The 21,729-nt window shown below is 62.1% G+C and carries 17 protein-coding genes; 14 read left to right on the top strand and 3 right to left on the bottom strand.

Features of this window, described 5'->3' with window-relative positions; all coding sequences use genetic code 11:
* Positions 1-72: 72 nt before the first annotated feature.
* The 13 genes from cysM to H7A13_07120 all read left to right on the top strand — a co-directional run bounded on the left by cysM (position 73) and on the right by H7A13_07120 (position 17,547).
* A complete protein-coding gene (gene cysM, locus H7A13_07180; GenBank protein MCP5333124.1) occupies positions 73-966 on the top strand; it encodes a cysteine synthase CysM in 894 nt (297 codons plus the stop codon).
* Between the two features lie 58 nt (positions 967-1,024).
* Positions 1,025-2,359: a 23S rRNA (uracil(1939)-C(5))-methyltransferase RlmD gene (rlmD, locus tag H7A13_07175; protein MCP5333123.1), complete on the top strand. Its 1,335-nt coding sequence runs from the start codon at positions 1,025-1,027 to the stop codon at positions 2,357-2,359.
* Between the two features lie 65 nt (positions 2,360-2,424).
* Positions 2,425-4,683, top strand: a complete 2,259-nt coding sequence (gene relA / locus H7A13_07170) for a GTP diphosphokinase (protein ID MCP5333122.1) — start codon at positions 2,425-2,427, stop codon at positions 4,681-4,683.
* 212 nt (positions 4,684-4,895) lie between these two features.
* On the top strand, positions 4,896-6,119 hold the full coding sequence (locus H7A13_07165) for an acetamidase/formamidase family protein (protein ID MCP5333121.1): 1,224 nt from the start codon (positions 4,896-4,898) through the stop codon (positions 6,117-6,119).
* Between the two features lie 13 nt (positions 6,120-6,132).
* Complete coding sequence (locus tag H7A13_07160) at positions 6,133-6,483, top strand: zinc ribbon domain-containing protein (GenBank protein MCP5333120.1); 351 nt, start codon at positions 6,133-6,135, stop codon at positions 6,481-6,483.
* Between the two features lie 57 nt (positions 6,484-6,540).
* Positions 6,541-7,785: an urea ABC transporter substrate-binding protein gene (gene urtA, locus H7A13_07155; protein ID MCP5333119.1), complete on the top strand. Its 1,245-nt coding sequence runs from the start codon at positions 6,541-6,543 to the stop codon at positions 7,783-7,785.
* A gap of 196 nt (positions 7,786-7,981) precedes the next feature.
* Complete coding sequence (urtB, locus tag H7A13_07150; GenBank protein MCP5333118.1) at positions 7,982-8,899, top strand: urea ABC transporter permease subunit UrtB; 918 nt, start codon at positions 7,982-7,984, stop codon at positions 8,897-8,899.
* A gap of 13 nt (positions 8,900-8,912) precedes the next feature.
* Positions 8,913-10,070: an urea ABC transporter permease subunit UrtC gene (gene urtC, locus H7A13_07145; protein MCP5333117.1), complete on the top strand. Its 1,158-nt coding sequence runs from the start codon at positions 8,913-8,915 to the stop codon at positions 10,068-10,070.
* On the top strand, positions 10,067-10,810 hold the full coding sequence (gene urtD / locus H7A13_07140) for an urea ABC transporter ATP-binding protein UrtD (protein ID MCP5333116.1): 744 nt from the start codon (positions 10,067-10,069) through the stop codon (positions 10,808-10,810). The genes urtC and urtD overlap by 4 nt, the downstream gene beginning before the upstream one ends.
* 46 nt (positions 10,811-10,856) lie before the next feature.
* On the top strand, positions 10,857-11,546 hold the full coding sequence (gene urtE, locus H7A13_07135; GenBank protein ID MCP5333115.1) for an urea ABC transporter ATP-binding subunit UrtE: 690 nt from the start codon (positions 10,857-10,859) through the stop codon (positions 11,544-11,546).
* A gap of 105 nt (positions 11,547-11,651) precedes the next feature.
* Entirely contained in the window at positions 11,652-15,074 is a 3,423-nt protein-coding gene (locus tag H7A13_07130; GenBank protein MCP5333114.1) for a response regulator, read from the top strand.
* A 4-nt stretch (positions 15,075-15,078) separates the two neighbouring features.
* Positions 15,079-16,026 carry a response regulator transcription factor gene (locus H7A13_07125; GenBank protein ID MCP5333113.1) on the top strand — a complete coding sequence of 316 codons (948 nt, stop codon included), beginning with the start codon at positions 15,079-15,081 and terminating at the stop codon, positions 16,024-16,026.
* A 123-nt stretch (positions 16,027-16,149) separates the two neighbouring features.
* Positions 16,150-17,547, top strand: coding sequence for an HDOD domain-containing protein (locus tag H7A13_07120; GenBank protein MCP5333112.1), 1,398 nt, complete (start codon positions 16,150-16,152; stop codon positions 17,545-17,547).
* Between the two features lie 2 nt (positions 17,548-17,549).
* On the opposite strand, the gene rnhB is transcribed toward H7A13_07120, so the two are convergent.
* Both rnhB and H7A13_07110 read right to left on the bottom strand, forming a co-directional pair.
* On the bottom strand, positions 17,550-18,182 hold the full coding sequence (gene rnhB, locus H7A13_07115; GenBank protein MCP5333111.1) for a ribonuclease HII: 633 nt from the start codon (positions 18,180-18,182) through the stop codon (positions 17,550-17,552).
* Positions 18,182-18,706, bottom strand: coding sequence for a TlpA family protein disulfide reductase (locus H7A13_07110; GenBank protein MCP5333110.1), 525 nt, complete (start codon positions 18,704-18,706; stop codon positions 18,182-18,184). The genes rnhB and H7A13_07110 overlap by 1 nt, the downstream gene beginning before the upstream one ends.
* On the opposite strand from H7A13_07110, the gene H7A13_07105 reads away from it, so the two are divergent.
* Positions 18,705-20,303 carry a hypothetical protein gene (locus H7A13_07105; protein ID MCP5333109.1) on the top strand — a complete coding sequence of 533 codons (1,599 nt, stop codon included), beginning with the start codon at positions 18,705-18,707 and terminating at the stop codon, positions 20,301-20,303. The genes H7A13_07110 and H7A13_07105 overlap by 2 nt on opposite strands.
* 8 nt (positions 20,304-20,311) lie before the next feature.
* Here H7A13_07105 and H7A13_07100 read toward each other — a convergent pair whose 3' ends face one another.
* Entirely contained in the window at positions 20,312-21,727 is a 1,416-nt protein-coding gene (locus H7A13_07100) for a VWA domain-containing protein (GenBank protein MCP5333108.1), read from the bottom strand.
* Between the last annotated feature and the right edge of the window lie 2 nt (positions 21,728-21,729).

Here is a 21,729-nt window from a genome sequence, read left to right as displayed (position 1 = left end):
GAGCGGTGGCAGGGAGTTTATCCTATGCGGCTGCGGGCGCGCAGTCGTTCACATTTTCAGTAAGGCAATCAGATGCAGCCAGAGATTCCCACCATCGAAAACCTGATTGGCAACACCCCGCTGATCCGTCTGCAGCGGCTGCCGGGCGCCAGCTCGAACCTGGTGCTGGCCAAGCTGGAGGGACAGAATCCGGCCGGTTCGGTGAAGGACCGGCCGGCGCTTGGCATGATCAACCGTGCCGAGGCGCGTGGCGAGATCCGCCCCGGTGACACGCTGATCGAGGCCACCAGCGGCAACACCGGCATCGCGCTGGCGATGGTGGCGGCGATCAAGGGCTACCGGATGGTGCTGATCATGCCGGACAACATGAGCGATGAGCGCAAGCAGTCGATGACCGCCTACGGTGCCGAGCTGATTCTGGTCAGTCGCGAGGCGGGCATGGAGGGCGCGCGCGACCTGGCCGAACAGATGGCCGCGGCCGGCGAAGGGGTGGTGCTCAACCAGTTTGCCAACCTCGACAACCCCGAAGCCCACTACTGTGGCACCGGGCCGGAGATCTGGCGGCAGACCGAAGGCCGCATCACCCATTTCGTCAGCGCCATGGGCACCACCGGCACCATCATGGGGGTGTCACGCTATCTGAAGGAGCGTGCCCCGGCGGTGCAGATCATTGGTCTGCAGCCGAGAGAAGGGGCCAGCATCCCCGGCATTCGCCGCTGGCCACCGGCCTATCTGCCGAAGATCTTCGACCGCCACCGCGTCGATCGGGTGATCGACATGGATGAGGAGAGCGCCCGCGACATGACTCGCCGCCTGGCACGCGAAGAGGGGCTCTGCTGTGGTGTCTCCTCCGGGGCCGCCGTGGCTGCCGCGCTGCAAATCAGTGCGGAGGTCGAGCATGCCGTGATCGTCACCATCATCTGTGACCGGGGCGACCGCTACCTGTCGACCGGTCTGTTCGGCTGACTGCCGCCGGAATACGCGACCAGACCGAAACTTCCGCCACCACGCGACCGCACACTGCATGACCCGCCGTTCCAACACCAGGGCCGCGCCCGAACTGCTCGAACTGACGATCGACTCGCTGAGCCATGAGGGGCGTGGCATTGCCCGCCACCATGGCAAGCTGCTGTTCGTCGACAACGGCCTGCCGGGCGAGCGGGTGCGGGCACGCATCCTGGCCCGCCATGCCCGCTACAACGAGGCCGTGGCCGAGGCCATCGTCGAGGCGGCGGCGGAGCGGCGTGAGCCACCCTGCCCGCACACATTGCGCTGCGGCGGATGCAGTTTGCAGCACGTTGATCCAGCGGCGCAGATCAGCTGGAAACAGCAGGTGCTGGCAGAGCAGTTGCACCATTTCGGCGGTCTGGCGCCACAGCAGTGGCTGCCGCCGCTCAGCGGTCCGACACTCGGCTACCGGCGGCGGGCGCGGCTGAGTGCCCGCTTCGTCCACAAGCGCGGCACGCTGATGCTCGGCTTTCGTGAGCGCAACAGCCATTTCGTCACCGAGATCGAACATTGCCAGGTGCTCGATCCCCGCATCGACCGGCAGTTGCCGGCGCTGACGATGCTGCTCGGGCAACTCGAGGCCCGCACCATCATTCCCCAGGTCGAGGTCTCCTGTGGCGATGACCGGGTCGCGCTGGTGCTGCGCCATCTGCAACCGCTCGGCGCGGCGGATCTCGAGGCGTTGACGCACCATGCCCGCGAGCAGGAGGTCGATCTCTATCTGCAACCGGGGGGTGTCGAGCAGCTGATCAAGCTCTGGCCGCAGGATGGAGCGCCGTGGCTCGAGTATGCGCTGCCTGACTTTGCGCTGACGCTGCGCTTTCATCCCCTGGATTTCATCCAGGTCAACCCCACCATCAACCGCGCGATGGTCGATCAGGCGCTGGCACTGCTGCAACCGACCCGCGATGATCGACTGCTCGACCTCTTCTGTGGCCTGGGCAACTTCACCCTGCCGCTGGCACGGCGGGCCGGCAGTGTCGTCGGTGTCGAGGGCAGCGCCACGCTGGTCGAGCGCGGCGAGCAGAATGCGCGGTTGAACGGACTCGACAACGTCCAGTTCCATGCGGCCAACCTCGATGATCCGGCCTGGACGCAGGCGCCATGGGCCCGGCAGACGTTCACCCAGGCACTGCTCGATCCGCCGCGCTCGGGGGCCGAGGCCGTGGTGAGTCAGATCGGCCGACTGCGGGTCGAGCGGCTACTCTATGTCTCCTGCAATCCGGCCACGCTGGCGCGCGATGCCGGCATCCTGAAGCAGCAGGGTTATCGATTGACCCATGCCGGCGTGATGGATATGTTCCCCCACACCCGTCATGTCGAGTCGATGGCACTGTTCGTGCCTGGCTGAGCCGACGCGGCACAAGAGAGTCGAACAAAGACCCATTCGTCAGCGGAAGAAGATGCCCATTCATCATGGTTAAAGTGCGAGACGACCACCCGGTCACGGCTGAAGGCGAGATCGATCTGCAATCCTGGTACAGCGGCCTCGAGCAGTTCGTGCCGCAGCTTGCCCGTGAGCCGGTGATGCGGGCGGCGCGCCGGGTGCAGCAGATCGAGCAGCTCGACCCTTCGCCACCGGAGTACCGTGCCCACAACTATGACTGCCTGCAGATGGGGCTGGAGATGGCACGGCTGGTTGCTGAGATGCATCTGGATCAGGATTCGATCATCGCCGCCATCCTCTACCGTGCCGTGCGTCGCGACAAGCTGCCGATCGCCCAACTGGAACAGGAGTTTGGCGACAAGATCGGCAAGCTGGTCAGAGGGGTGCAGAGCATGGCGGCCATCAGCGCCGCGGCCACCAGCAACGACACCGTCTTTGGCAAGAATCAGGACCAGGTCAGGAATGTCCGTGCCATGCTGGTGGCGGTCATCGATGATGTGCGGGTGCTGCTGCTGAAGCTGGCCGAACGCACCTGCGCCATTCGTGCTGTCAAGGGGTTCGATGCGGCGCGCCAGCAACGGCTGGCCCGCGAGGTGTTCGACCTCTATGTGCCGATGGCGCACCGCCTCGGGGTCGGGCACATCGAATGGGAGCTGGAGGATCTGTCGTTCCGCTACCTCGAACCCGAAGCCTACCAGTCGATCGCCCGTCTGCTCGACGAGCGGCGGCGCGACCGCGACGACTACATCCAGCTGGTCACCGAACAGCTCCGGCAAGAGATGCACAACGCCGGCGTGGCCGCGCAGATCTACGGCCGTTCGAAACACATCTACAGCATCTGGCGCAAGATGCAGAAGAAGGGGCTCGACTTCTCGCAGATCTTCGACGTGCGCGCAGTGCGGATACTGGTGCCGACGGTGCGCGACTGCTACACCACCCTCGGGGTGGTGCACAGCCTGTGGAAGCACATCCCCAACGAGTTCGACGACTACATCGCCAACCCCAAGGAGAATGGCTACCGCTCGCTGCACACCGCGGTCATCGGGCCGCAGGGACGGGTGGTCGAGGTGCAGATTCGCACCGAAGAGATGCACGAAGAGGCGGAGTACGGCGTCTGCGCCCACTGGCTGTACAAGGATCCGGGCAAGGCACGCAAGTCGAAGGACTACGAAGAGAAGATCGCCTGGCTGCAACAGGCCCTCGAATGGCACGAGGAGATGGGCGGGCTCGGCAACATCGCCGAGCACCTGCGCAGTTACGAGCGGCAGGAGCGCATCTACGTCTTCACCCCCGACGACCATGTGGTCAGCCTGCCGCACAACGCGACGCCGGTCGATTTTGCCTACCACGTCCATACCGAGGTGGGGAACAGTTGCCGGGGCGCCAAGGTCAACGGTCGCATCGTGCCGCTGAACCATCCGTTGCAGACCGGCGACCGGGTGGAGATCCTGCGCGGGCCGCACAGCCGGCCCAGCCGCGACTGGCTCAACTCCAGCCTGCAGTACATCCGCACCGCGCGCGCGCGCGCCAAGGTGCAGCAGTGGTTCCGCCAGCAGAACCGCGAGCAGAACATCCTCGATGGCCGCAACTTGCTCGAAAAGGAGTTCCAGCGGCTGGCGATCACTGGCATCGAGCCGCAGCAACTGGCCGATGAGGTCAATCTCAAGAGCATCGACGACGTCCATGCCGACCTCGGTTTGGGCCGGTTGCGGCTGAGTCAACTGCTCAACGCTGCGCAGCGGATCGAAAACCGCACTGCGCAGCGGGCGCAGATGGAGCTGCTGCCCACGACACTGGCCCGTGCCGCGCGCAGCGAGGCGACGCTGGCCAAGGATGCAGTGGCGATTCAGGGTGTCGGCAACCTGCTGACCCAGTTTGCCAGCTGCTGCAAGCCGGTGCCGGGCGATGCCATCACCGGCTTCATCACCCGCGGACGGGGCGTCAGCATTCACCGTGCCGACTGCAACAACATCCTGCAGCTCGAGGACAATGAGCCGGGACGCATCATCGCGGTGGACTGGAGTGGTCGCACTGCGCAGATCTATCCGGTCGACATCCTGATCGAAGCCTATGACCGCTCCGGGCTGCTGCGCGACATCACCACCGTGCTGGCGCGTGATTCGATCAACGTCATCGCGGTCAACACGCTGTCGCACAAGGAGAGCGGCACCGCCACCATGCGGCTGACCATCGAGGTGACCAGCTTCGATGAGCTGGGCAAGGTGCTGGCGCGCATCAATCAGCTCTCCAACGTCATCGAGGCGCGTCGCTTCACGGCCCCGGCCTGACCTTCCGCTCGGCCGCGTGACAGCGGTCGAGCGGATTTCTCCGCATCTTCCCGCCGACTGCCCTCATCCTGGCGTCACCGCGCCGCCTCGCTCTACGCAATCCGACGTATTCAGAACGGCCCTGGCGGCTTGCTAGTCTCGCGCCATGACAAATCTCGCTGACCAGCGATTTTGTCATCGACAGCAAATCGCCAACTCGAGGAGGCCGCTGCATGAAAACGCTTGTGAAGCTGGATTTGGATAAAAAGCCCTGGGAGCAGGATGGTCAGATCCACAACCGCTGGCACTGTGACCTGCCAATGATCGCCATGGTCAAGCCGGGTGATGAGTTCCGTGTCGAGTGCATGGACTGGACCGGCGGGCAGATTGGCAACAACGACAGCGCCAACGACATTCGCGATGTCGATCTGCTGCAGGTCCACTACCTGAGCGGACCCATTGGTGTCGAAGGGGCCGAGCCGGGAGATCTGATGGTGGTCGACATCCTCGATGTGGGGACCTTCGACCATTCGCAGTGGGGGTTCAATGCACTGTTCTCCAGGCAGAACGGCGGCGGGTTTCTCACCGACCACTTTCCCGAGGCGCGCAAGTCGATCTGGGATTTCCACGGCATCTACACCACCTCGCGCCATGTGCCCAATGTGAAGTTCGCCGGCATCATGCATCCGGGTCTGATCGGCTGTCTGCCCTCGCGGGCGTTGCTGGAGAACTGGAACAGACGCGAGGCCGCGCTGATCGCCACCGATCCGAACCGGGTGCCGGCGCTCGCCCTGCCGCCCGATGCGCAGGCCGCGGTGATGGGACGGATGCAGGGCGATGCCGCCAAGAGTGCTGCCGGCGAAGCAGCGCGCACCGTGCCTCCGCGTGACCATGGCGGCAACTGCGACATCAAGAATCTGACCAAGGGATCGCGGGTCTACTTTCCGGTCTACGTGAAGGATGGTGGCCTGTCGATGGGTGATCTGCACTTCTCCCAGGGCGATGGCGAGATCACCTTCTGTGGCGCGATCGAGATGGCGGGCTATCTCGACATCAAGGTGAGCCTGATCAAGGAGGGGGTGAAAAAGTACGGGATCAAGAATCCGCTGTTCCAGCCCAGTCCGCTGACCCCGGCTTACCGCGATTACCTCATCTTCGAGGGCATCTCGGTCGACGAGCACAACACCCAGCACTACCTCGACGTCACGGTCGCCTATCGGCAGGCCTGCCTGAATGCCATCGAGTACCTGAAGAAGTTCGGCTACAGCGGTGCCCAGGCGCTGTCGATTCTCGGCACGGCGCCGGTGGAGGGGCACATCAGCGGGGTGGTGGACATCCCCAACGCCTGCGCCACGCTGTGGCTGCCGACCGAGATCTTCGATTTCGATCTCAAGCCCAATGCCGATGGCCCGCAGAAGAGGGTGCTGCCCGGCATCGACATGGCCGTTGCGTCCTGAGGAGGGTGAGGCCATGCCGATCTACGAATACCGCTGCGAACAGTGTGGACCCTTTACCGCACTGCGCAGGTTGAGCGAGTTCGAACAGCCAGCCCACTGCGACGGCTGCGGCGCCCTGAGCGCGCGCATTCCATCGCTGCCGCGTCTGGCACTGGTGGGCCACGCCGTCCGGGTCGCCCATGAACGCAACGAGAGATCAGTCCATGAGCCGGCGCAGCTGCGGCGATCCGGCTGCGGTTGCAGTGGTGTGCACCACTGCCAATCGACGCGGGGCAAACCGGCTGCGGCCACCACCGTGCAGGGTGGCACGCCATTGCAGGGCCAGACCCGCAAGACGGCACGACCCTGGATGCTCGGACATTGAGTCTTGAGTGACGTGAACGATGAAACTTTTCCAATGCTCCACACGAGGATGAAGTCGATGAAAAAACTCAATCGAGGTCGATGGGTCGAGGGTGCGGCGACAGTAACCAGGAGTCTGCTCGCCGCCGGGGTGCTGATCGGATCGGCGCTGGCGTCCGCTCCGCCGACCGCGCAGGTCAACACCACTGGCCTTGCGGTGACCGACAGCAGCGTCAAGGTCGGCATTCTGCATTCGGCGACCGGCACCATGGCCATCAGTGAGACCGGTTCGATCCAGGCCGAGAAGCTGGCGATCGCGCAGATCAACGCCATGGGCGGCGTGCTCGGCCGCAAGATCGAGGTGATTCAGGAAGATGGCGCCAGTGACTGGCCGACCTTCGCCGAAAAGTCGAAGAAGCTGCTGGTCAATGACAAGGTGGCGGCCGTGTTCGGCTGCTGGACTTCGGCATCGCGCAAGGCGGCGCTGCCGGTGTTCGAGAAGGAGAATGGCCTGCTGTTCTATCCGACTTTCTATGAAGGTCTGGAGCAGTCGAAGAATGTCTTCTACACCGGCCAGGAGGCCACCCAGCAGATTCTGGCCGGCCTCGACTGGATCGCGAAGGAGAAGGGTGCCAAGAGCTTCTACCTGATCGGTTCGGACTACATCTGGCCGCGCACCTCGATGAAGATCGCCCGCAAGCACATCGAGCAGAAGCTGGGTGGCAAGGTGGTGGGCGAGGAGTACATCGCGCTGGGAGACACCCAGTTCGGCTCGGTGATCAACAAGATCAAGCTGAAGAAGCCGGATGTCATCTATGCCGCGGTGGTCGGTGGCAGCAATGTCGCCTGGTTCAAGCAGTTGAACGCGGCGGGCCTGAACTCCGGCAAACAGACCATGCTCACCATCTCGGTCACCGAGGATGAAGTGCTTGGCATCGGCGGTGAGAACCTCGCGGGTTTCTATTCGGCGATGAAGTACTTTCAGAGCCTGAAGAACCCCAACAATGAGCAGTTCGTTGCCGAATTCAAGAAGATGTGGGGTCCGAACTCGGTGATCGGCGATGTCACCCAGGCCGCCTATCTCGGTCCATGGCTGTGGAAGGCCGCGGTCGAGCGTGCCGGCAGTTTCGATGTCGACAAGGCGGCGGCGGCCTTGCCCGGCTACGAGATGACCACGGCGCCCGAGGGCTATGTGAAGGTGGAGTCCAACCACCACCTCTCCAGCAAGCTGCGCATCGGGCAGTGGCGTGCGGATGGCCAGGCCGATGTGGTCTACGAATCCGACCTGATCGCGCCCGATCCCTTCCCCAAGGGCTATCAATAGAGCCGTTCCGGGTTCACGGCGCCACTGCTGCTGCCGTGAACCCGGATTGCCGCGTGATTCAGGCGCCATTGGTGACTGCGTGATCGAGAGATGCAGGCGACAGCCGACCAGGCAACTCGATCGATTCGACCGCCGCGTCCTGCCGTCGGCCGGATGCGCATCAAAGGGCAGGGTGCACCCATCCGGAGGTTCGACCATGTTTGAGTATTCGATGGCCGAAATCGGCAACATCGTGGTGATGCAGGGTTTTTCCGGTCTCAGTCTGTTCAGCGTGCTGCTGCTGATGGCGCTGGGTCTGGCGATCATCTTTGGCCAGATGGGCGTGATCAACATGGCGCATGGCGAGTTCATGGCGCTGGGGGCCTACACCACGGTGCTCTTTTCCCGCTTCGCCGTCAGCCATGAACTGGTGAGCCACTACTTCGTCTTTGCGATCGCCGCGGCCTTCGTGGTCGCCTTCGTGGTGGGTTACCTGATCGAGTATGGAATGATCCGGCACCTCTACAAGCGGCCGCTCGACACCCTGCTCGCCACCTGGGGGCTCAGTCTGGTGATGCAGCAGTGCTTCCGTTCCGGTTTTGGCGCCAAGGAGGTGAGTGCCACCCTGCCGGAGTGGCTGCTCGGATCGTTCAAGCCGACCCCCGACATCGACATTCCGATCAACGGAGTCTTCGTCATGGTGCTGGCACTGGTGGTCACCGTGGGTGTCGGTCTGTTCATGTTTCGCTCACGCTGGGGGCTGCGGATGCGGGCCACGGTGCAGAACCGGGTCATGGCGGATGCCGTGGGCATCAACACCCGCAAGGTCGATCGGGTCACCTTCGCGCTGGGTTGCGGCATTGCCGGCGTGGCGGGTGCTGCCTTCACCACCATCGCCTCGACCGGGCCGACCACTGGCTCGCTCTACATCGTCGACAGCTTCATGGTGGTGGTGTTCGGCGGCGCCGCCAGTCTGCTCGGCACCATCACTTCGGCGTTCGGCATTGCCCAGGCGCAGTCGATCCTGCAGTTCTTCATGACCAGTTCGATGGGCAAGGTGGCCACCCTGATGGTCATCGTCGGCATTCTGATGTTGCGCCCGGAAGGGCTGTTTGCATCCAAGCTGCGCAAATAGGAGGAATCGGATCATGACATCATATTTCAGTCGATTGCTCGGTGGCCGAGAGGGGGCCATTGGCCTGGCCCTGCTGGCGGCGCTGCTGCTGATGGTGCTGCCGCTGTCACTCGATCTGTTTCGTCTTGGCCTGGTCGGCAAGTACATCACCTATGCCTTTGTCGCGGTCAGCCTGGTGCTGCTGTGGGGCAATGGCGGCATTCTCAGTCTGGGGCAGGGGGTGTTCTTCGGGCTGGGCGGCTACTGCATGGCGATGTTCCTGAAGCTGGAGGCGTCCGACCCGGTCAGCACTGCGATTCAGAGCACGCCGGGCATCCCCGACTTCATGGACTGGAACCAGTTGACCGCGCTGCCCTGGTTCTGGGAGCCGTTCAAGAGTCTGTCGTTCACGATCGTGGCGATTCTGCTGGTGCCGACGCTGTTCGCCTTTGTGATCGGCTTCGCCATGTTCAAGCGCCGGGTGGGGGGGGTCTACTTCGCCATCATCACCCAGGCGGTGGCGCTGATCCTCAGCATTCTGATCGTCGGCCAGCAGGGTTACACCGGCGGCGTCAATGGCATCACCGATCTGAAGACCCTGCATGGCTGGGACATCCGGACCGACAGTGCCAAGTACATCCTCTATTACGTCAGCGCACTGCTGCTGCTCGGCTGCATCCTGCTGTCGCGCGGCATTCTCGGCAGCAAGTTCGGCATGCTGCTGCTGGCGATGCGCGACAAGGAGGAGCGGGTGCGCTTTTCGGGCTATGACGTCTCCGATTTCAAGATCTTCATCTTCTGTGTCTCGGCGATGATCTCGGCCATCGGTGGCGCAATGTTCACGCTGCAGGTCGGATTCATGTCGCCCTCGTTCGTCGGCATCGTGCCTTCGATCGAGATGGTGATCTTCGCCGCCGTGGGTGGCCGCATGTCGTTGATCGGCGCGGTCTACGGCACGCTGCTGGTGAACTTCGGCAAGACCATGTTCTCGGAGACCTATCCCGAGCTCTGGCTGTTCCTGATGGGTGGGCTGTTCATCGCGGTGGTGATGTTCTTTCCCAACGGACTGGCGGGCATCTATCAGAAATATGCCAAAAGAAGCGGCCTGTTGCGGCGGATGATGCAGCCGGCGACGAACGGCTCCTGCGCAAGAATTTCGAGCGAATCGAAAAAAATGGGGGCAAGGACATGAGCAATACCGACTTTGTGCTGGCGGTCGAGGATCTGACGGTCTCCTTCGATGGCTTCAAGGCTGTCGACGCGCTGACGATGTATGTCGACAAGAACGAGCTGCGGGTGGTGATCGGTCCCAACGGCGCCGGCAAGACCACGCTGCTCGACCTGATCTGCGGCAAGACCCGGTCGACCTCGGGATCGATCAAGTTCAACAACCAGGAGCTGACCAAGCTGTCGGAGCATGAGATCGTCCGGTCCGGTGTCGGACGCAAATTCCAGACGCCATCGATCTACGAAAACCTGACGGTCTACCAGAACCTCGAGGTCTCCTTTCCCCAGGGGCGCACGGTGTTCGGCAGTCTGTTCTTCAGACGCAGTGCCGAGGTGGCCAGGCGGGTGCGCAGTGTGGCGGAGGAGATCTTTCTGGATGAGCAACTGGAGATGGAGGCGGCCCTGCTGAGCCATGGCCAGAAGCAGTGGCTGGAGATCGGCATGCTGTTGATGCAGGAGCCGGAGCTGCTGATGCTCGACGAGCCGGTGGCCGGCATGAGCGCCAAGGAGCGGGACCAGACTGCCGATCTGCTCAAGCGCATCTGCCGGAACCGTTCGGTGATCGTCATCGAACATGACATGGAGTTCGTCGAGAGAATCGCCCACAAGGTGACGGTGCTGCATCAGGGCCGGATTCTCGCCGAAGGCACGATGGAGAAGGTGCAGGCCGACGACAGGGTGATCGAGGTCTATCTCGGCCACTGAGGCGCGATATGTCGATGGGTTTCAGCATTCAATTCAGGAGCGTCACATGTTCGAAGTCGAAAACCTTGAGGTCAGCTACGGTCAGAGTCGTGTCATCCACGGCATCAGTTTCAGGGCGGAAAAAAACGAAACCCTCGCCATCATGGGCCGCAACGGCATGGGCAAGACCACGCTGTTCAAGTCGCTGATGGGCATTCTGCCCAGCTCCAGCAGCAAGGCAGTGGTCGATGGCGAGAATCTGCAGGGCATCGAGAGCCATCAACGTGTTGCCCGGGGGCTGGCCTATGTGCCGCAGGGTCGGATGATCTTTCCGGGGCTGACCGTCGAAGAGAACATCCAGACCGGTCTGGAGAAATCGAACAGCCGCCGGATTCCCGATGAGATCTTCGCGCTGTTTCCGGTGCTGTTCGACATGCGTCATCGCAAGGGGGGCAACCTCTCCGGCGGACAGCAGCAGCAACTGGCGATTGCCCGGGCATTGGTCACCGAACCCAAGGTTTTGCTGCTGGATGAACCAACCGAGGGCATTCAGCCGTCGATCATCAAGGAGATCGCCAGGGTGCTCAACGAGATTCGCCGGCTGCGCGAGATCACCATCATCGTTTCCGAGCAGGTGTTGAGCTTCACGCTGGAGGTCGCCGATCGCATCATCGTCATCGACAAGGGCCGCTTCATCCATGAAGACCGGCGCGATCAGGTCGATGCCGCCCGAATCAAGGGCTATCTCTCGGTCTGACTGGAGTGACGAATGTCGTCGATTGAGCTGCGCCAGCGTGACCTGCTGCATGGTTTGCGCATGAATCTTGCCTGAGCCGTGCAGGCAACGGATGAATGGGCAGCGATGTCGAGCAGTATCAATCCGATTCTTGAGGCAGAGGGTACGCAGGCGCCACTGCGCATCGTCAAGATCCGCCGTGATTACAACACCTGGGTCGCCAACGAGACGCTGGAAGATTATGCCCTGCGCTTCACACCGCATGCATTTCGCAAGTGGTCGATCTTTCGCGTCTCCAACACCGCCTTCGGCGCGATTTCGTTTCTGGTGCTCGAAGCCATCGGCGGCACCCTGGTGCTCAACTACGGCTTCACCAACACCCTGTGGGCCACGCTGGCGGTCAGCCTGATCATCTTTCTGACCGCTCTGCCGATCGGTCACTACGCGGCCCGTTACGGGCTGGACATGGATCTGCTGACCCGTGGCGCCGGTTTTGGCTACATCGGCTCGACGATCTCCTCGTTCGTCTATGCCTCCTTCACCTTCATTCTGTTCGCGCTCGAAGCCGCCATCATGGCCTACGCGCTCGAACTCGGTTTTGGACTGCCGCTTCAGCTCGGCTACCTGCTCTGCGCACTGGTGATCGTGCCACTGGTCGCCTTTGGCGTGACCTTCATCAGCCGTGTGCAGATGATCACCCAGCCGATCTGGCTGTTGCTGATGGTGCTGCCGTTCATCTTCATTCTCTATCGCCAACCCGAGGTCGTTGGCGATTTCATGAAATTCTCCGGCAGGCTGGGGGAGGGGCGTGAATTTGACCCGCAACTGTTTGGTGCGGCGATGGCGCTCGGCATGGCACTGATTCCGCAGATCGGTGAGCAGGTCGATTTTCTGCGGTTCATGCCAGAGCGAACCCGTGAGAATCGCTGGCGCTGGCACCTTGGTGTGCTGATGGCCGGACCCGGGTGGATACTCCCGGGCATGGCCAAGATGCTGGCCGGTGCGCTGCTGGCCTATATGGCGCTGCTGGCGGGTCGATCGGCCGAGGAGGCGGTCAATCCCAACCAGATGTACCTGATCGCCTTTGGCCAGATGTTTTCGAATCCCGATCTGGTGCTGGCGGTGACGGTTTTTTTCGTCGTGCTGTCGCAGATCAAGATTAACATGACCAATGCCTATGCCGGTTCGCTGGCCTGGTCGAACTTCTTTGCCCGCCTGACCCACAGTCATCCGGGACGGGTGGTCTGGCTGCTGTTCAATATCGTGATCGCCATCATGCTGATGGAGCTGAATGTGTTTCAGGCGCTCGAACAGGTGCTTGGACTCTATTCGAATGTGGCGATTTCGTGGATCACCGCCGTGGTGGCCGATCTGGTCATCAACAAGCCACTGCGGTTGAGTCCGCCGGGCATCGAATTCCGTCGTGCCTACCTGTTCGACATCAATCCGGTCGGTGTCGGCGCGATGCTGATTGCCTCCACGCTGTCGGTGCTGGCATTTCTGGGCCTGTTCGGCCTGGAGGTTCAGCCATTCTCCTCATTCATCGCACTGATCACGGCGCTGCTTGCCGCCCCGCTGCTCGCCTGGTTGACGCAAGGGCGCTATTACATCGCCCGTGAACCGGTCCGCTACGGTGCAGCGGCGCCGACCCGGCAGTGCGTGCTGTGCGAGAAGAGTTACGAAGTCGAGGACATGGCGCATTGCCCTGCCTATCAGGGGGCGATCTGCTCGCTCTGCTGTTGCCTGGATGCGCGCTGCAATGACCTCTGCAAGCCCGATGCGCGCATTGGTCGACAGTGGGAAGCAGCGATGCAGCGGCTGCTGCCCAAGTCGCTGTGGCGCTATCTCAACAGCAGCATGGGGCACTATCTGCTGCTGATGGGCATCACCCTGTCACTGTTGGCGGCCCTGTTCGGATTGATCTATCTGCATGAGTCACTGAGTCTGGCGGGCGCGGCCGAGGAGATTCTGCCCCGGCTCGGGCTGGGTTATCTCAAGGCCTTTGCCGCGCTGGTGCTGGCCAGCGGCATCATCGTCTGGTGGCTGGTGCTGACCTCACAAAGCCGCACCGTCGCCCAGCAGGAGTCGAACCGGCAGACCAGTCTGTTGCAGCGCGAAATCATGCTGCACCGTCAGACCGACGCCGAGTTGCAGCAGGCACGCTGGGTGGCCGAACAGGCCAATCAGGCCAAGAGCCGCTACATCACCGGCATCAGCCATGAGCTGCGCACACCACTCAACAGCATTCTGGGTTATGCCCAGCTGCTCGACAACGATGTGACGCTCCACGACAGCACACAGCAGGCGATCCGGGTCATCCGGCGCAGCGGTGAACATCTGCTGTCGCTGATCGAGGGCACCCTGGACATCGCACGCATCGAGGCCGGAAAACTCACCTTCGACATCAAACCTTTGAAGTTTCCGGAATTCATCCGCCAGATCGTCAGCATGTTCGAATTGCAGGCCCGCAACAAAGGGCTGACCTTCGACCATCAGATTTCCGGTGAGTTGCCGGCCGTGGTCAGAGCAGACCACAAGCGGCTCAGCCAGATTCTGATCAATATCCTCGGCAATGCCGTCAAGTTCACCCAGCAGGGCGGCGTGAGCTTCCGCGTTCGCCATGCGCGGGAGATGGTCCAGTTCGAGATCGAGGACAGTGGTCCGGGCATTCCCCCCGATGAACTGGAGCAGGTCTTCGAACCCTTTCTGCGCGGCAGCGCCGCCCATGGCATTGGCGGCACCGGACTGGGACTGACGATCAGCAAGCTGCTGACCGAATTGATGGGTGGTGAACTGCGGGTCGACAGCAGACCGAATCGGGGCACCACCTTTGGCATCCGGCTGTTCCTGCCGCAAGTCAGACAGACCCAGGAGCTGGAGTCGGTTGTCATGGCCAGGCGAACGGGCTATCAGGGCGCCCGGCGCCGGGTGCTGGTGGTCGACAACGAACCGGTCGATCGCAGACTGCTGAGCGACATCCTGCAACCTCTGGGTTTCGTGGTGGCCGAAGCAGCGACTGGCCATGATTGCCTGCGGATTCTTCCCCGGTTCAACCCCGACCTGGTGCTGATGGACCTGGCCATGCCGGCCATGGATGGCTGGGAGACCAGTTACCTGATCCGCAAGATGCATCGATCCGATCTGCACATCGGCATCGTTTCGGCCAATGCCTTCGACAAGGGCATGGAGAACATGGCTGGCATCACTGCGGCCGACTTCATTTTCAAGCCGGTCAATGTGCAGGAGTTGCTGGGATGGATCGGCGAACGCCTCGGCCTGCAGTGGATCACCGAGGGCGAACCGCCCGGAACGGTCGTCGAAACGAGCGGATTGACTCACGACGCGGTGGTTCCTGCCCAGGAGCAGCTCGATGAGCTGCTGGCTCTGGTCAGGATCGGCCATCTGCGTGGCATCACCCGCAAGCTCGACGAGCTCATGGCGGCCGACGACCGCCATGACAGCTTTGTCAGATGCTGCAAGGAGATGGTGCAGCAGTTCCAGTTGGAAGCGCTGAAGCACTTCATCAAAAAGAGACTGGCGGGTGAGTGAGTCGATGATCATGCGAAATGCCAACACGGTTCTGATCGTCGATGACGTGCCGGACAACCTTGCCGTGCTGCACGATGCGCTCGATGAGTCCGGTTTTACCGTGCTGGTGGCGGTCAATGGCGAGAGCGCACTCAGCAGCGCGGTGGAAGCCCAGCCGGACATCATTCTGCTCGATGCGCTGATGCCGAGCATGGATGGTTTCGAGGTCTGTCGACGACTGAAAGCCGATCTGCGCACCCAGCACATTCCGGTGATCTTCATGACGGGGCTGACCGAATCCGAACATGTGGTCAACGGCTTTGTTGCAGGGGGTGTCGACTATGTCACCAAGCCGATACGCATCAGCGAAGTGCTGGCGCGCATTGCCACCCATTTGCACACCGCGCACTCCATTCAACAGATGCGCGGGGTGCTGGATGCGTTCGGTCAGGCGGCCATCGCCGTGTTGCCGCACTCAGGCAGGATCATCTGGCAGACACCGCTGGCCAGAATTCTGTTGCACAAATATTTGGGTGTTTCGAGCGATGAGTGCTCGGCCACGCCTCCCGAACCGCTGCTGAAATGGTTGATGAAGCTGTCGAGACGAGGGTCGCTCAAGTGTGGGATGGATTCCACACCACAACCTTTGACCATCGTGCAACCCTGTGGGCGGCTGCGCTTCATTCCGACCGACCTGAGCAGCGACGAACAGTGGACCCTCCTGCTGCGCGAAGAGTCGGACGTGGTGCAGATCGACGCGCTGATCGCGCGTTTCCACCTGACCCGTCGGGAGTCCGAAGTGCTCTGCTGGGTCATCAAGGGCAAGACCGATCGGGATATAGGCCAGATTCTGGGAACCAGTCACAGAACGGTCAACAAACATCTGGAGCATCTCTTCATCAAATTGGGGGTCGAGACACGCACTGCCGCAGCCGCCGTCGCGGTGCAGGGACTGCATGGCGTGGGCCGCTGACGGGACGAATTTCTGCAATGGTGGAAATCGGGGCTTCGTCGGTTTTGTGCCCCGCATCACGTCTGCTTTGCATGGAGCGCTCTATACTTTGTCCATTCAGGCAATTATTACAGGGAGTTTGTGGTGATCGCGCTGCGACTGAAACAGTTTCTGGATGAGCAGGCCGTTTCCTATCGGCTGATCGAGCAGCCGCAGGGCCGTTCGATGGAAGAGGTGGCCAGGCTGGCCCTGATCGACCCGGTGCTGGTGGCACGGGCCGAGCTGTTTTTCGATGGCACGACCCTGTTGATGGTGGTCTCTCCGCTGACTTATCAGATCGACATGCAGCGACTCGACCGGCTGGTCGGACGTCCGTTGACTGCACTGTCACCGCGCAATTCCGAACGGTTCTTTCCTGACTGCGAACCGGGATGCTATCCGGCGCTGGGTGCCAGCTATGGCCTGCCCGTGGTCATGGATGCCTTTCTGGCGCGGTTTCCCAAGGTGTACATCGCCACGGGCCACCATACGGGTCTGATCGAACTCGAAGGGGATCAGTTTCGTCGGCTGCATGGTGCGGTGCTGGAAGGAGATTTCACCCTCAAGCCGGCGCGTGTGGCGCCGGAGCCGACGGAGAGTGAAGCGGCTCCGATCGATCATGAGCGACTCAAGCGCAAGATCGAACGCAGCGGACGGTTGCCAGCCATGCCGGATCTGGCACTGCGCATCCTGCAACTGGTGCGCGACCCGGAGTTCTCCACCGCCGAACTGGGGCGGCTGGTCGCTCAGGATCCCGCCATCTCCGCCCAGGTGATGAAGACCGCCTCTGCTTCGGCCTATGCCTATCAGGGCAAGATCAACAGCATCGATGTCGCCATCGTGCGGGTGTTGGGCTACCGGATGGTGACCCACATTGCGGTCGGCATGGCGGTCTCCAGAAGTTTTCGCATTCCCGAGGAGGGGCCGCTCGGGCTGAAAAGATTCTGGCTGCGGGCGATCTTCTGCGCCACCGCCTGTCAGATGATTGCACAACGATTGCCGAAGACGCTGGGTGTCGACGCCGGGCTGGCCTACCTCACGGGGCTGCTGCATCAGTTCGGCCTGCTGATGCTGGGCCATCTGTTTCTGCCTGAGCTGCGCATGCTTGGCAAACTGGCCGAAGTCTCGCCCGAGGAGCCGCTCCATCAGTTGGAACGGCGCATTCTCAGTGAAGGGCTGGGTGCCGACGCGCTGCGGCTTGGCCATGCCCGTCTGGGCGCATGGATGCTGCAAATGTGGAACATGCCCGCCGAACTGCAGGCGGTGGTCGCCCACTACGAAGCGCGTGACTATGCCGGCGAACATGCGCTCTACCATGCAACCCTGCTGCTGGCTACCGACATGTTTTCCGCGCATCTGCTGGGGCACGAGCAGCTCGGCCCGGCATCGACCGCGCCGCTGGCACGGCTCGGTCTTTCGTCGCAGCAGATCAACGACATCCACAGCTCGATGCTCGATCAGATCACGCTGATCGAAGAGCTCGGCGCGGCCCTCGCCGCCTGAATTCAGGGTGATTCAGCGCCTGTTTCAAGCAATCGCCTGACGGGTGCATAGGAGCGCCGATGGATCGGCGTGGGGCCCAACCGCTGCAGGGCGGCTAGATGGGCAGCGGTGGGATAACCCTTGTGCCGCGCCAGGCCATAACCTGGATAGTACTGATCGAGCTGGCGCATCTCGCGGTCACGCGTCACCTTGGCCAGAATCGAGGCCGCCATGATCGCCGGAATCAGACGATCTCCCTGAACGACTGCTTCACCTTGGCAACAGAGCTGCCCGGGCAGCCGGTTGCCATCGATCAGCGCCAGTGTCGGTGCGGGATCGAGCAGTGCCACCGCCCGCGCCAGACCGATCATGCGGGCGTGAAGGATGTTGTGACGATCAATCTCCTCGACCGTGACCCGTGCCACCGCGAAGGCGATGGCATGGCGCCCGATCTGTTCGGCGAGCTGTTCGCGACGCTGTTCGCTCAGTCGCTTGGAGTCATCGAGACCGGACAGTGGCTGGTCGGGGTCGAGAATCACCGCAGCGGCAAACAGGTCGCCACACAGCGGTCCGGCACCGGCTTCATCGGCGCCGGCGATCCGGGCGGCCGCATGGCCCTGCAGCAGCGTTTCGAGTCTCGATGGCGGTTGGGGCATCAGGGCGTTGCGCTGGCCTTGGCGAGGGCGGCCTCGATCGATGCCACGTTCTGTGGCCCCAGCAATTGAATGGTCTGACGGCGGTCGGGCGAGATCAGATAGGTGACCGGCAGCACGGTCGGACGCTGGTAGCCGAACTGCTGGATCGGGTCGGTGCGCAGCACGCGGAATTCGATGCCGATCGCCTGCGCCTGTTTACGCAGTTCGTCATCGGCGAGCTGGTCAAAGTTGACGGCGAAGAGCGCCAACTGGTCGCTGCGCTCTTTGGCCAACTGGTTCAGCTGAGGCATCTCTTCGCGGCAGGGCGCACACCAGCTTGCCCAGTAGTTGATCAGCAGCCACTGGCTTGCGTGATCGCTGAAACGGCCGCTGCGGCCGTTGGCGTCGACAAAATCGGGCTGCATACCGCAGCCGACGAGCAGAAGTGCGGTCAGCAGCAGAAGGCGGAGAGGCCAGCAAAGCCGCTGACGAGTGACTATAGTTGAATGACCCAATGCCTTTCGCATCCTCTTCAGACCGCCCATGAACCACATCACCCAAGCAAGCCCCACTGCCGCGCTGCAACTGACTGTTCCGCTGCTGATCTGGGGCAGCCATGATAACACGCTCGATCTGACCCAACTGATGCGCCAGCTCGATGATCCGGCCGGGCGTCAGCCAGAGCGGCTGATGAGTGATGTCTTCGATCTGGTCAGACGGTCCAACCGCATCCCGATGGAAGATCAAAGCCGTGCATTGTTGCTCGACTGCGCTGGCCGTTGTCAGCAGTTTCTGCTGGTGCAGTACCGCGCAGCCAGACGGCAGATTGGTATGGCCGCAAGCAGCAATGATGGGCAGTCCGAGCGGTTGCTGCGGCTGACTGAAGAGCTTGGTTTTGGCTACAAGCGGTTGCTGCTGTCACAGATCGAAACCTTCGCGCCGGTTGAACAGCAGGCAGTGACATTGCGCGGTGCGATCACCGCGCTGAGTCAGCAGTTTCTGCTCTGCCTCGATCTGCGCCGCGCTCGCTCCAAGAGCCTGTGGGGGGAGTTCCACCGACTGTTTCACCATGCCGAGCGGATCAAGGTCGAGAACCGTCAGTTCAGGGAGGTCGACGGTGCTGCGGGCACCAATCTGCATGGCCTTTACCTGCGCACTGTGCTGACCTTCGCCGCTGATCCCTATGCGCTGCCGGCAAATGAGCACTGGCTGCTGCAATCCTATCTGGCCCGCTGGTGCAGCCTGGTGCGCCTGGATCCTGCCATGCAGCCCCCTTCATTCAGTCAGTCCAGCCGGATGGCGGTCGATCTGCGCGGGCTGGAGATCGGCCCGCTGCTCGAGCAGGTGCAGCAGCACCGTTTTCAGCTCGCTGCCGGCGAACAGTCCGTGCAGGCGCTCGGTTTCGAGGCACAGGTTTCGACCGATCAGGCGCTGCGGCTACTCGACCACCTGCTCGAGCGCTGGACACAGAAACGGCAACGTGGCGCCGAACGGCATGCCTGCCAGACGACGGTGACGCTGACAGTTGGCTTCATGTCGATCTATCGCTGTCTGCGTGGGAGTGTGACCGGTCAGCAAGAGACTTCGACGCAGTTGCAGTTCGATGCGGTCATGGAGAATGAAAGCGACGGCGGGGCCGCATTGCGGTTGCCAACCGACTACCGGGGTACCCTGCCGGCAGTCGGCGAGCTGGTGCTGCTGGCCAAGCGCGACGGCTTTGACCCGGTGCGGCCGATGCTGGGCTGGGTGCGCTGGCAGCAACGCAGTCCGCGTGGCGAGATCAGTTTTGGCATGGAGTATCTGCACAGCACGACCCAGCCAGTCGAGCTCGATCAGTTCGATGGCAGCACACTCTCGGCCTCGCAGCGTCCGGCGCTGCTGCTGGTGCGGGCACCCGGAGAGTCACTGCCATTCAGCCTGATCGCCCAGCCGCACATCTACCGCTCTGATCGCACCGTGCGACTGGCTTTTGTGCAGCGGATCGAGACGCAGCAGGCGGTGGCCGGACGGATGATCGCCCGCAGCGGCAGTTGTGACCACTTTCAGCTGGAGGGTGATCTCGATGTCGATTCAACCTTGCCGGACGAGGTGATCGAGATTGATTACGATCCCTTTCCGTTCAACCTCGGTTCCCTCTCCTGAATGGCGTGTCAGCCAGCCAGCGAGTGCTTGAGGATGTTGTCGACCAGCCCTTCGAGCTGCTTGATGGTGTTGGCTTCCTTGACCAGGTGACAGAACGGACGGTACTTGCCGATGACTGAATCGCCCGTGTTCCAGCTTATCTGAGGTTCCGGGTTGAGCCAGATCACCCGCTTGGCGCGCTGATAGATCAGTTTCATCACATCCAGGCGCGGTTCGCCATAGTTGTTGCGGGCATCTCCCAGAATGATCACGGTGCTGCGGTGGTCGATGTTGCGCAGATTGTCGGAGTTTTCGATGCGGTTCTGCTTCAGGTCGCGCAGCATCTGACCATAGTCGGTCGAGCCGCCGCCGGCCTCCTTGAGCGCCAGTTCGATGGCCTGCTCGACCGGATGCTCCTTGAAGATGTCGTTGACATCGACCAGATGGCTCGAGAAGGCAAAACTGTCGATCTGCATCAGCACGTCGTTCAGGCTGTAGAGAAACAGCAGCAGAAAGCGCGCATAGGCGCTCACCGACCCGGAGACATCGCAGATGCAGACGATGCGCGGCCGTTCGAGGTTCTTGGTCTTCCAGTAGGTTTCGAACATCACCCCGTCGTAGGCCACGTTGCGGCGCATGGTCTTGCGAAAATCGAGCACCCCGCGCTGGGTCTGCTTGCGCTTCTTGGCATGGGTGTCGCTCAGCTTCTTCGCCAACCGGCGAACGATCTCGTGCATGCGGTGAAAGTCGCGCCGTTCGATGTTCGACAGCCGGGTGTTCATCAGGAACTCTTCGCGCAGCCGCTTGCTGGTGCCGCTGCCGTAGAGTGAAAGTTGCTGCTCGACGAAGCTGCGCACCTCTTCGAGCAGCAGTTTGCGCACCTGACGCAGCAGCGCGGCCTGCGCCTTGCCGCGCGGACAGGTGGTGTTGGCCAGCTCGGCGATCTCTTGGTTGATCTCCTGCATCCCCATCTCCTTGAGGATCTTCTGGGTGTAGATCCCCTTCTGGGTGAAGAGCCAGATGTCGGTGACGCCCACCGAGCGGGCAGCACGCTTCATCTCATTGGCAAGGGCGACCCGGTTGCGCTCCATCACCATCTTCACCAGTTCGGACTTGCCCTCGTAGTGGCTGGCAACCTGCTCTTCGGCGGATTGGCCAGGGGGTTGGCTTTCGTTCGCCGGCGCCTTGGCGGGGCTGGCGGAACTGGCGGACTCCTCACCCTGCTGAAAGCTGTTGAAGGTGAAGAACTCATCGAAGCAGTCGTTGAAACGGGCCTTCTCATCGACGCTCTTGGCCAGGGTGACCGAGAGCGCCAGCTTCAGGATTTCGCGGTCGTCAAAGCCGATCAGCTCGGCCGTGCGACTGGCCTCGATGCTTTCAGCCGCCGAGATGGTGATGTCGTGGCTGCGAACGGCCTTGAAGAAATCCTGAAGCATCTGTTGCACGG

This window comes from Pseudomonadales bacterium, from assembly GCA_024234215.1.
GTDB lineage: Bacteria > Pseudomonadota > Gammaproteobacteria > Pseudomonadales > UBA5862 > JACKOQ01.
Note: the sequence above shows the minus strand (reverse complement) of the source record. Positions and strands in the feature narration are given on the sequence as shown.